Origin of the sequence: Spirillospora sp. NPDC000708 (assembly GCF_040299565.1) — a bacterium.
Classification (GTDB): Bacteria; Actinomycetota; Actinomycetes; order Streptosporangiales; family Streptosporangiaceae; genus Spirillospora.
Genome location: NZ_JBEPCJ010000171.1, coordinates 1 through 9,984, shown reverse-complemented (window position 1 = coordinate 9,984; position 9,984 = coordinate 1). Strand labels below are relative to the sequence as shown.

Sequence of the window (9,984 nt, the reverse complement as noted above, 5' to 3'; positions counted from 1 at the left end):
GAGCGGCCCCGAAGCCGCGTCCATCGGCCCACCATGCGCGAAGGCGCGCGCCGCAACGGCGCGCGCCTTGACCTAGTAGGGAAAACCCTCACACAGGAAAGCCCCGACCGTCAGCCGGGCCCGCCTGGTGACCAGGGCTCAGGTGTCCAACTCGCCGTGCTTGGCACGGCGGATGAGCTGAGCAAAGCTCTCAGGGCGAAGAGTCAGGTGTCCGGCCTCCGGGGCCTTGCTGTCGCGGAAGGCCACCTCACCGGCGGCTCGGGCGACCTCGACACAGTTGCCGTTCTGGCCACTTCGCGAACTCTTGCGCCATGCGGCACGGGACATGTCGCGGTTGTCCATCCCGCACCTCCCTCTAGTCGTGCTCAGGTGCTTGCATCTGCCACCCGTTGGATGAGCGAGATCGACTCATCTGGGTGTAGAGCGGCCGCAAGCAAGCGGTCAAATGCAAGGATATACGCCGCGACGTCGCTGGCACCCTCCAGGTAGACGCCTTCGGGAATCGTCTCCAGGTACACCACGCTTGGGTCGGTCGGCTGGTCGAAGCCGAGGATCACGAACGGTCCGCTCGTGCCAGCGTGAGCGCCAGCTTTGAAGGGGACGACCTGGATGGTCGTCTTCCCCTGCTCGGACATCTCGACCAGGTGGGCGAGCTGCTTACGCATGGTCTCCTCGCCGCCCACTGTCCTGTGCAGGGCCGCTTCATCAAGGACGACCCAGAGGCGGGGCCGGTCGGCACGGGCGAGGATCTGTTGGCGCGCCACCCGCACCTGCACCCTGCGGTCGATCTCTTCAGGATCAAGCTCCTGAGGGCCGCCCCGGATCATGCCTCGTGCGTACTCGGGTGTTTGGAGCAGGCCAGGGATGACGAGAGGCTCGAACGCTCGGATGGTCTCCGCTCCTGCCTCAAGGCCGATGAAGACCTCATACGGATTCGGCAGCACGTCCCGGAAGGAGTGCCACCAACCCGGCTGCCGAGCCTCGCGGGCCAGTTGTATCAAGCCCTCCTTCTCCGCCTCGGATACGCCGTAGAGATCGAGCAGCTCGCGCACGCTACGCGGCTGAGGCTTCGTCCGCCCGGTCTCGATCCGGAACAGGGTTGAGCTGGACCACTCCAACCGACGCGTCACCTCTTCGCGCGTCATCCCCACAGCTTCGCGGCGGTTGATGAGTTCAAGGGCCAGCCGACGGGCGCGAAGGGTCGGGCTGTGGCCTTGATCTTGCTTACGCGTCACGATGGCGCTCCCTCTAAGCCGGATTCCAAAAGCAGTATTGCATCTGCCCGAAGCGTGGTGCATTCTGACAGACAGCAGCCTGCCATGTACCGAGGGGCAGCGCTGCCGAAACGAAAACGGCCCCGGTCGGTGCTGTCACACCGGCTCCGGGGCCTTGATCCGACACGGGAGGTCGGACCCATGAACGATGGTAGAGCCAACCCGGCGGCGGGATGTCCGGGTGCGACACTTATCGGTCCGCTGGACGCGCGGATGTTGGCGTGTCCAGCGTCGGCCGGGCTGGTGCGGACGTTGCTGCGGTCGCGGCTGGCGGACTGGGGTCTGTCGCATCGCGCCGATGACGTGCAGTTGATCGCGGGTGAACTGCTCGCCAATGCTGCGGAGCACGCCGCGTACCTGGAGATGCGGGTTCAGTTCGAGCTGGCACCGGACGGGATGCGCCTCGGGGTCTGGGACCGCTCGAACGTGCTGCCGGTGGCCAAACCGTTGGGGTCGGTGGACGTCTCGCCGGACGCTGCGGCGCTGGACGAGGGACACGACGACGGCACGGGCGGTTGGGGCCTGCCGATCGTCCAGGCGCTTTCGGTCCGGTGCGGGGTGGACCCGACACCGCCGCGCGGCAAGTGGGTGTGGTCGGTGATCGCGTGCTGACTGCGCACGGGTCAGGGAACCGAGACGGAAGGCGGGACGGTCGATGGTGATCGTCGGGTCAATGGTGATCGAGAGTTCGCGGGTGGAGTGGTGCATGTCCTGGTGGCGGACCCTGCGGGGTCGCGACACGGCGGCACGGCATCTGGACCGGCTGGCGGTGGCGGCTGAGCGGCGGGGGCATCGGGGGGTGAAGCTGTACCCGGATCGGTCGTCGGCGGTGCCGTTTCCCATGCTGCTGTTCACCGTGTGGGGGCCGAAGGAGGACGTGGGAGTCCTGGCGATGGCGCGGGCGATCCCTGGCGGCGAGTGGGCCTACTTCGACCTGTTCGCCGAGCCATGGCTTCCCTTCGCCCCGTGCCGAGATGCAGTGAAGGCGGCCGATCAGGTGGCCGCGCTGCTGCACCACCGGATGTATCCGGGGACCTTCCCGGCCGTGTCATGAAGCGGTGCGGGACCAACGCAGATCATCCCTGGAGAGGTAGGCCGATGTCTTCGCTGGCAAGGGAAGTTGTGGAGCTGGCCGAGCATGCTGATGCGATGGCCGAGAAGCTGTCGCGGCACGGTGACGGGCTCAGGCTGGCCGACACGGGCGCGACTGCCGAGAGCCTGAATGACGTGATCGACGCGGTCACGGCGATGTTCGGTGTGCTGGTCAAGCGGGTGGCGCTGATCAACAGCCGGAAGGCGGGCGGCAGCGGACGGGACTCGGCGTCGCTCCTGGAGGAAGCGGAACTGATCTGGATCTGGGCCGTGATGGGCTGGTGGTCGCACGGCGGCTGCTGGGCAATGGGCGCGGGCACCTGCTGACGGTGGAGCGCGGCGAAGACGGGGGGTGATGCGCCCTGCGGGCGGGGTTCCTGGCCCCCGGGGAGCGTCCGCCCGCAGGGTCGAAATGGGGGGGAAGAGGGGCGTGCACGTGTTGAGCGGCTTCTTGACGGTCGGCTCCGTGCACGCCCCTCGATCTCTTGTCCGGGGTCGGTGTGCGGGGGCCCGCGCGGGTGAAGGGGCCGCGGCGCCGGTTGCCTCGTTGGTGAGGGTGGGCCGGCGGATATGGCCGCAGGCCACCCCGAAGGGGCGACCGTAGGGAGTTCGGCCGGCGCAGCCCGACCGTGCACTTTCCAGTCCGGCCCCGCGCGGTGGTGGGCGCCGCTGCCCCGGCGCGAGCCTCAGCGCTCGGCCGGTGCGGTGGAGTGGGTCAGGTGATGGGGTGGCCTTCGGCGGCGATGGTGGTGGTGGCGGCTGGCCAGATGCTCACGGTGTGGTCTACCGGGGTGCCGCTGGCGGTGGCCAGGGTGGTGAGGCGGACTAGCGTGGGCGTTGCTGGCGGTATGTGCAGCGCGGCGGCTTCCCAATCGGCGGCGGGGCGGGTGTTGATGAAGCTGGTCGCGGTGGCGGGCCGTTGCCCGGTATGGGCGGTGAGGTTCTCGGGCCACGTGCCAGGCAAGAGGCTGGGCACCGTGAGCGGGTTGCCGGGCGTGACGCCGGGCGTGTAGGAGATTCGGACTTCTAGCGGGGTGGCGTCCGAGGTGGGGGTGACCACGAGTCGGCGGCGCACGGACACCGACGCGCCCGGCCCGGACAGGCGGAGCGCGTAGGCGACATCCGGCGGTGCGGGTTCGTACCCCACGGCCATGATCCGGATGCGGCTGAACTCGGCGGGGATCTGCCCGCTGATCGGGACCGTGTGCACGGGGCGCGGGACGGGCGAGGTGCCGATCTGGGCGGCGCGCGGCGCGGTGCGCTGGTCGTCGCGGCGGGTGGTGTCGGCAACGGTGCGCTCCATGTCGGCGGGCGCGGTCTGCTGCGTGGCGGCGGGGCCTGCGGTGGCGAGGTACCCGCGTGTGCCCTGGCCCTGTGCCCACCCGGCTAGCTCAAGCTCGTGCAGCACCCGGCGGCTGGTGCGGTTGGACACCTGCCAGCGCTGCTGGATCTCGGCGTTGGTGGGTAGCCACGCGCCCGGCTGTATCCGGCCCTCGACGATCTCGCGGATGATCTGGTCGCGGATGGTGGTCCACAGCAGCGGCGTGGTTCCGGTGCGGCTGGAGGGCTCTCGGCTCTGTCCCAATGTGGCCACTCCCCGCCTCTTGACCGGTGCCGTTGATCTGGTGCTTTACCTTCCCGATACCGAGCCTAGCGAACCCCCCTTGTGTACGCCAAGGTTTGCAGTTCAGCGGCCTTTGGCACACCTTTGTACGTACGGGACGCACCAAAGGTTGGTGCGTCGGCCGCAAAGCGGAGGTGGCAAGGGTGGAATTCCGGATCGACATGGACGGCATGTCGTGGCTGGTGGCGGACGCGCCGGAACAGCGGCGTGACTTCGAGACGAAGGCGCCCCGGACCAACGACGACGGGGAGCCGCTCTACCAGGTGCGGTTGCTGGTGATGGACGGGCAGGGGTCGGCGCCGATCAAGGTCGGGCTGGTCGGTGACCCCGGCGTCGGCCAGGGCGCGTTCGTGCGGCCGGTGGGGCTGCGGCTGAACGTGATCGACAGGCGGGGCGACAGCGTGCAGTGGTGGACGGCGGAGCGGCTGGAGCCGGTGCCGGGCGGCTCGGCGGGCGGCTCGGCGGGCGGGTCGGGCAAGGCGGCGGGGAAGGCGGGCGAGTGATGGGGCTCCGGGAGCTGCTGCGGGGCTCGGCGGTGGAGGTGCCGGGCGATGCGGTGGCGGCGGTCGGTGCGGTGGACCCGTGGGCGTGGGGTGAGTGCTCGTACGTGATCACCCTGAGCGGCACGGGACCGGTCCGGGTGCACTACACCATGACCGAACCGGCGGGGCCGTCGTGGCTGCGGCTGGTGCCGGTGTCGGAGCGTCGGCGGCGTCGGGTGCTGGGTGCGGCGATGAGGTCGGGTGCGCTGGCGGGCGCGGGCCTGGCGGGCGCGGACGGTCGTGCGGTCGGCGGGCCGGACGGTGAGCCGGGGCAGGTGGCGGCGCACGGGTGGGTGCACGTGGGCGGCTACTCCCGGTCGGCGTGGGTGCCGTTGCCTCCGGATCGGCGTGTCGGCGGGGTGCTGCTGGCGGACATGCTGACGGGCCTGGTGCCGGGCGAAGTGTGGCGGGAGCTGGACGCGCGGCGGTGTGAGGCGTGGGAGGCGTGGGCGCGGCGTGCGGGATCGGCTCCGGCCGTGCGGGTGGCGGGCATGGAGGAGACGCGCCGCGACTGGCGCGAGCCTCCGGCGTCGATGGAGGAGACGCGGCGGCAGGCGGTTGATCAGGGGCCGTGGGATCGGCGGGTCGCCGGGGGCGAGCGCGCGGCAGACGCGGACGGCTGGCCGGGCATCCGGCACGGTGGCGGTCTGGGCGGTGCGTGGTGACCCGTCCCGACCGCCGGTACTCCGGCGTCCAGGCGCCCGGCGGGGTCGGCCTTCCGCCCGTCCTCCAGCGGCCGGACCTGCCGGTGCGGGCTCGGCTCACTGCCGGGTCGGCGGTCATGCTCTGGGTGGTGCGGCCTAGCTGGTTGTGGCGGCGTGAGCTGGCGGCCCTGGCGGTGGTGGCGGCCGTGGCGGTGGCGGGCTGGCTGGCGCGGGGCTGGCTGGGTGGTGTGCTGGCGGCGGGCTGGCTGGTGTCGGCGGTCGCGGTGATCCCGTGGTCGCGTCGGCGGGCGGTCGCCACGTGGCGGCGGGGTCGGCTGCGGCGGCACTGGGACCGCGCGTGCCGGTTCGCGGGGCTGACGACGGTCAACGACCGCATCCCGCGCATCCGGGCGCATCGGGTGGTTCCGGCGGGTGATCGGCTGCTGGTGCGGGTGCCGCGCGGCGCGACGGTCGGTGAGCTGGAAGGCGAGGCGGAACGGGTGGCGGCGGTGCTGCGGGTGCGTGAGGTGCGGGTGGCGCGTGACACCGGTCGCGCGGACCTGGCGCACGTGGACCTGGTGCGGCGGGACCCGTTCGCCAACACGGGCGACCCGAACGTGTCCGCGCCGATCGGGTGGCCGTGGGCCGGTGGCGGGCAGCGCAGCATGAGTGATCCGATCCCGGTCGCGGTGGACGACATGGGTGATCCGATCGCGGTCCGGCTGCGGGGCAAGAACATCCTGTTCGGGGGTGAGCCTGAGAGCGGGAAGTCGGCGGGGCTGTCGCTGGTGCTGGGCGCGGCGGCGCTGGACCCGGCGTGCGAGATCTGGGGCATGGACGCCAAGCGGGTTGAGCTGGCGCTGTGGCGGCCGGTGATGACGCGGCTGGCCTACCACGTGGATGGGGCCATCGGCCTGGCGGAGGATCTGGTCAAGGAGATGGACCGGCGGTATGAGCTGCTGGAGTCGATGGGGCGGCGGGTGCTGAGTCCGCAGGACGCCCCGACGATCCTGTGGCCGGTGGATGAGCTGCGGTTCTTCACCGCCCACCCGGACCGCCGGGCGGCGCGGCACTTCAACTCGCTGGCGATCGACGTCGTGGCGCGGGGCCGCGCGGCGGGGATCATCGCGGCGCTCGCCACACAGAAGCCCAGTAGCGATGTGGTGCCCACGTCGCTGCGTGACCTGGTGGCGCTGCGGTGGGCGATGCGGTGCAGCACCAGGGACGCCAGCGACACGATTCTGGGTGCGGGGATGGCGTCGGTCGGGTTCGACGCCTCCGAGGTCGATGTGAACACGCGCGGGGTCGGGCTGCTGCACGCGGAAGGCAGCATGCCGCGACGCTGCAAGTCCTACTACCTGGACGACAACGAGATCCGCGATGTCGTAGCGCGCGGGGTCGCGCTGCGGCGGCTGGTAGCCGGTGACCGCTGGGTGTAACCGGCGGCCGGTTCTTCCCTCCCTCTCTCTTCAACCTTCGGGGCCTCGCGTGGCGGGGTCGGCGGGAGCGTGCCCGCTGCGCGGGGTCCCTTCTTCTCGATGGGAGCGAGCAAGTGACGATCTCCAAAGAGCTGGCGGAGCGGGTGTGCCCGTGCGCGGCGGTGGTGGCGGGGCGGGTGTACCCGCTGGCGGAGCCTCCGGCCGAGGCGGCGGGGCATGCGTGGGTGGACCTGGTGCGCGAGGTGGCGGACGTGCTGTGGGCCTTCGAGCTTCCGCCGGTCGAGGCCGATTCCCCGGACTGGTACGCGCTGAGCTGGTGCCTGTGGCGCTTCGTCTACGGGCACCAGGTGCGCGGCCGTCACGGGCGCGACCCCGGTGAGGAGCCGGGCGCGGGTGAGGACCCGGCGGCGGACTGCGGTACGGGCGGTGCGGCGTGAGTAGCCGGCGGACTGACCGCAGGTCACCCCGAAGGGGCGTAGGTCTGCCGTCCACGGACCCCGCACGGGTGGACCCGGCGGGCCGCACGGCCGGGAGCGTGCCGGGCGGGCTGGCCGGTGGGGTGCTGGCGGGGATGCTGGCGCGGGTCGCGGACGGCGAGAGCTGGCGGGCGTGGTCGCGTCAGGTGGCGCACACGGGGCACTGTGCGCGGCCGGTGCGGGTGGCTGGTGGCGCGATGGCGGTGGACGGGCGGACGGGTGAGATCCGGGCGGAGTGGTCGAGCAGGGGTGAGCCGGACGGGGCGCTTCTGCTGGCGTGCGGTGACCGGCGGGCGGCGGTCTGCCCAAGCTGTGCGGAGACGTATCGGCGGGATACCTGGCATCTGGTCTCGGCGGGCCTGCGGGGGCGTGCGCCGAGTCTGCCGGGTGGGGTGGATGCGGTCCCGGCGAGCGTGGGCACGCATCCGGCGGTGCTGGCGACCTTCACCGCGCCCAGCTTCGGGGCGGTGCATCGGGCGAGCGATGACGGGCCGTGTCGGGTGCGGCGGGGGCCGCTGGTGTGCGAGCACGCCATGCGCACGTGGTGCGATGCGCGGCACGCTGCGGATGATCCGCTGGTCGGGCGTCCGCTGTGCTGGGACTGCTACCGGTATGACGCTCACGTGCTGTGGCACGCGGCGGTGCCAGAGCTGTGGCGGCGGACGATGATCTACGTCTACCGGGCGCTGGCGCGGATCGGGGGCGGGCGGTCCGGCGTGCCGGTGTCGGTGCGGGCCGTGCGGTCGGTCGTGCGCGTGTCGTACGTCAAGGTGGCGGAGTATCAGCGGCGCGGGGCGGTGCACCTGCACGCGGTGATCCGCCTGGACGGCGTGGCGGACGGGGGCCGGTCGGCGACGGTGCCTCCTCCCGCGTGGGCGGACGTGACCGCGCTGGCGGATGCCATCCGGGACGCTGCCGGGCGGGTGGCGGTGCCGTGCCCGGTGGTGGGAGTGGCGGCGGCGCGGTGGGGCGCGCAGTTGGACGTGTCGCCGATCGCGGACCCGGCGCGGGCGGCGGGCTACTTGGCCAAGTACGCGACCAAGACGGCGGGCGATGTGTTCGCTGGGCTGCCGCCGCGCCGGTTCGGGCTGCGGGCGGTTGCGGCGGTGAGTCGCAAGGTCGCAAACCCGCATGTCGGCCTTCTGATCGCGGCGTGCTTCCGGCTGGCGCGGCGGCCGGAGTGCGCATCGCTGCGGCTGGCGGACTACGCGCACACCTTGGGCTTCCGGGGGCACTTCGCGACCAAATCGCGCTGGTACAGCGTGACGCGGGGGACGCTGCGGGCGGTGCGGCGGGCCTGGCGGACCCGGCATCGGCCGGAGGGTGACCCGTGGGCGGAGGCTGAGCGCGGGGACGGCGGGGCCGTGCTGGTGCGTGACTGGCGGTACCTGGGAACGGGCTGGCGAAGGTTGGGTGACGCTGACCTTGCCGCGACGCTGGCGCGCGATCATGCGGCGGCGCGGGATGCGGCGGACCTGGCCGTGACCGCTCGGCCGCCCGGCGACGGGGCGGGGGCGCGCGATGACTGACGCGGTGGTGATGGTGGCGGCGCTGGCGGCGGTGCCGATCCTGCTGCGCATCGGCTTGGGCGGTGGCGGGCGCTCTACCGTCCGGCTGCGGTGGCGGGTGCCGCTGCGGCACCGCTTCCCCCGGCTGTGGTGGTCGGGCCTGCTGCTCGGGCTGGTGCTGCTGGGCGTGGCCTGGCTGGCGTCCTCGTGCGGCTGGTGGTCGCTGTGACCGGCCCGCGCGAGAGTCACGGGGTGCTGTCCGGGCTGGCGGACATCCGGTTCCGGCGGTTCATCACTCCCCGCCTGATCAGTGTCCTGTACGTGGCGGTGTCGGCGTGCATCGGCTTCGGGGCGCTGTTCGCGCTGCTGCTGGTGTGGTCGGTGGCGTCCTGGATGGGCGGCGGTTGGTGGTGGTGCGCGCCCGTCATCATCGCGGCCGGAGTCGCCGGGATCGTGTGCGCTCGCATCGGGTGTGAGTGGGTGCTGATGGGGTTCACGCGGGGCCGTCCGGTCGAGGCGGCGCGGCCGGTCGCTCCTGCGGTGCCGCTTCCCCCGGCGGACCTTCCTCCCGCGACGCACCCTGCGGCGCCGCCTCCCCCGGCTCCGGGGTGGGGGCCTCCGACGCGTCCGGGGCCGTACCGGCGGTGAGCGGCGGGCCTGCCCGTGCGGGACGGCGCGGACCCCGCGCGGGCAGGGTCGCACTCGGGGGGCGCCGCGAATGCGGCTCCGCTGGTCTTGCACAGACACCGAGCGGCGGAAATGCGAAAGGCAGGCGCGGCGGCCCGCCCCCAAGGCGGTCGGTCGGGGTGGTGGGCGGCCGCCGGCCGCAACCCCATGCATTCCAGCGATCCAAAGTCAAGGGCTGCATGCGGCAATTGTGCGACAGAAATTGACCGATTCTGGTCGTTGATCACCTGCCTTTATCGGTGGCTGGTTTTGGCCCGTGGCTGGCCCGTAGGTGCAATTTCAGGGGTGGTTTCTGGTGGCCTCGGTGGATGTTATGTCGGTGCGCGACATGGCCTCTGAGCTGCACGTAGCGCGTTCTACGGTGTACCGGTGGCTCGCTACAGGGCGCGGCCCGAAAGCGTTCCGGCTGCCGAACAATGAGCTGAGGATTGTTCGCGCGGATTTCATAGAATGGCTTCACAAGCTCGGCACGGACGGAATGGAGACGCTCCGGTGATCAAAGCGCAGGACATCCAATTCTGGCAGATCCGCAAGCGCGCGAACAGGCGTAAGCCGTGGGAAGTGCGGTGGCGCGTCGACTCCGCACAGTTCTCCCGCTCGTGGCTCACCAAAGCGCTGGCGGAGACGCATCGGGCGGCGCTGGTGGCGGCGGCCCGTGAGGGCGCGGTGTTCTCTCCCGAGACCGGTGAGCCGGTGGC

Annotated in this window: 14 protein-coding genes and 1 pseudogene; 12 read left to right on the top strand and 3 right to left on the bottom strand. The window is 71.9% G+C overall.

What is annotated here, in order from left to right:
* Nucleotides 1–138 precede the first annotated feature (138 nt).
* The gene (locus ABT299_RS51330; RefSeq protein WP_500255323.1) at nt 139–342 is read right to left on the bottom strand and encodes a DUF397 domain-containing protein; all 204 of its coding nucleotides are present in this window, start codon (nt 340–342) and stop codon (nt 139–141) included.
* A 23-nt stretch (nt 343–365) separates the two neighbouring features.
* Nucleotides 366–1,235, bottom strand: a complete 870-nt coding sequence (locus tag ABT299_RS51325; RefSeq protein ID WP_500255322.1) for a helix-turn-helix domain-containing protein — start codon at nt 1,233–1,235, stop codon at nt 366–368.
* An 84-nt stretch (nt 1,236–1,319) separates the two neighbouring features.
* On the opposite strand from ABT299_RS51325, the gene ABT299_RS51320 reads away from it, so the two are divergent.
* The 3 genes from ABT299_RS51320 (at nt 1,320) to ABT299_RS51310 (ending at nt 2,693) form a co-directional block, all read left to right on the top strand.
* Entirely contained in the window at nt 1,320–1,886 is a 567-nt protein-coding gene (locus ABT299_RS51320; RefSeq protein ID WP_500255321.1) for an ATP-binding protein, read from the top strand.
* A 61-nt stretch (nt 1,887–1,947) separates the two neighbouring features.
* Nucleotides 1,948–2,328, top strand: a complete 381-nt coding sequence (locus ABT299_RS51315) for a hypothetical protein (protein WP_500255320.1) — start codon at nt 1,948–1,950, stop codon at nt 2,326–2,328.
* Nucleotides 2,329–2,372: 44 nt separating this feature from the next.
* Complete coding sequence (locus tag ABT299_RS51310) at nt 2,373–2,693, top strand: hypothetical protein (RefSeq protein WP_500255319.1); 321 nt, start codon at nt 2,373–2,375, stop codon at nt 2,691–2,693.
* A gap of 388 nt (nt 2,694–3,081) precedes the next feature.
* Here the strand turns inward: ABT299_RS51310 and ABT299_RS51305 are convergent, their stop codons facing one another.
* Entirely contained in the window at nt 3,082–3,951 is an 870-nt protein-coding gene (locus ABT299_RS51305; protein ID WP_500255318.1) for a GntR family transcriptional regulator, read from the bottom strand.
* Nucleotides 3,952–4,133: 182 nt separating this feature from the next.
* Between ABT299_RS51305 and ABT299_RS51300 the strand changes: the two genes are divergently transcribed.
* From ABT299_RS51300 to ABT299_RS51260, 9 genes and pseudogenes are all read left to right on the top strand, one after another.
* On the top strand, nt 4,134–4,493 hold the full coding sequence (locus ABT299_RS51300) for a hypothetical protein (protein ID WP_500255317.1): 360 nt from the start codon (nt 4,134–4,136) through the stop codon (nt 4,491–4,493).
* Nucleotides 4,493–5,197 carry a hypothetical protein gene (locus ABT299_RS51295; protein WP_500255316.1) on the top strand — a complete coding sequence of 235 codons (705 nt, stop codon included), beginning with the start codon at nt 4,493–4,495 and terminating at the stop codon, nt 5,195–5,197. The genes ABT299_RS51300 and ABT299_RS51295 overlap by 1 nt, the downstream gene beginning before the upstream one ends.
* The gene (locus ABT299_RS51290) at nt 5,194–6,615 is read left to right on the top strand and encodes an FtsK/SpoIIIE domain-containing protein (protein WP_500255315.1); all 1,422 of its coding nucleotides are present in this window, start codon (nt 5,194–5,196) and stop codon (nt 6,613–6,615) included. The genes ABT299_RS51295 and ABT299_RS51290 overlap by 4 nt, the downstream gene beginning before the upstream one ends.
* A gap of 113 nt (nt 6,616–6,728) precedes the next feature.
* The gene (locus tag ABT299_RS51285; protein ID WP_500255314.1) at nt 6,729–7,052 is read left to right on the top strand and encodes a hypothetical protein; all 324 of its coding nucleotides are present in this window, start codon (nt 6,729–6,731) and stop codon (nt 7,050–7,052) included.
* Nucleotides 7,053–7,120: 68 nt separating this feature from the next.
* Complete coding sequence (locus ABT299_RS51280) at nt 7,121–8,620, top strand: replication initiator (RefSeq protein WP_500255313.1); 1,500 nt, start codon at nt 7,121–7,123, stop codon at nt 8,618–8,620.
* Nucleotides 8,613–8,828, top strand: a complete 216-nt coding sequence (locus tag ABT299_RS51275) for a hypothetical protein (protein ID WP_500255312.1) — start codon at nt 8,613–8,615, stop codon at nt 8,826–8,828. The genes ABT299_RS51280 and ABT299_RS51275 overlap by 8 nt, the downstream gene beginning before the upstream one ends.
* Nucleotides 8,816–9,247, top strand: coding sequence for a DUF4282 domain-containing protein (locus ABT299_RS51270; protein ID WP_500255311.1), 432 nt, complete (start codon nt 8,816–8,818; stop codon nt 9,245–9,247). Before ABT299_RS51275 ends, ABT299_RS51270 begins: the two co-directional genes overlap by 13 nt.
* Before the next feature lie 352 nt (nt 9,248–9,599).
* Nucleotides 9,600–9,782, top strand: a complete 183-nt coding sequence (locus tag ABT299_RS51265; protein ID WP_500255324.1) for a helix-turn-helix transcriptional regulator — start codon at nt 9,600–9,602, stop codon at nt 9,780–9,782.
* Nucleotides 9,779–9,984, top strand: a pseudogene (locus ABT299_RS51260) (hypothetical protein); the annotation flags it as partial. The gene ABT299_RS51265 and the pseudogene ABT299_RS51260, both read left to right, overlap by 4 nt.

Bases quoted from the DNA above. Each gene is read 5' to 3' on its own strand.
- ABT299_RS51310 (WP_500255319.1), top strand. From the start codon at position 2,373: ATGTCTTCGCTGGCAAGGGAAGTTGTGGAGCTGGCCGAGCATGCTGAT.
- ABT299_RS51265 (WP_500255324.1), top strand. From the start codon at position 9,600: ATGTCGGTGCGCGACATGGCCTCTGAGCTGCACGTAGCGCGTTCTACG.
- ABT299_RS51320 (WP_500255321.1), top strand. From the start codon at position 1,320: ATGTACCGAGGGGCAGCGCTGCCGAAACGAAAACGGCCCCGGTCGGTG.
- ABT299_RS51295 (WP_500255316.1), top strand. From the start codon at position 4,493: ATGGGGCTCCGGGAGCTGCTGCGGGGCTCGGCGGTGGAGGTGCCGGGC.
- ABT299_RS51315 (WP_500255320.1), top strand. From the start codon at position 1,948: ATGGTGATCGAGAGTTCGCGGGTGGAGTGGTGCATGTCCTGGTGGCGG.
- ABT299_RS51330 (WP_500255323.1), bottom strand. From the start codon at position 342: ATGGACAACCGCGACATGTCCCGTGCCGCATGGCGCAAGAGTTCGCGA.
- ABT299_RS51275 (WP_500255312.1), top strand. From the start codon at position 8,613: ATGACTGACGCGGTGGTGATGGTGGCGGCGCTGGCGGCGGTGCCGATC.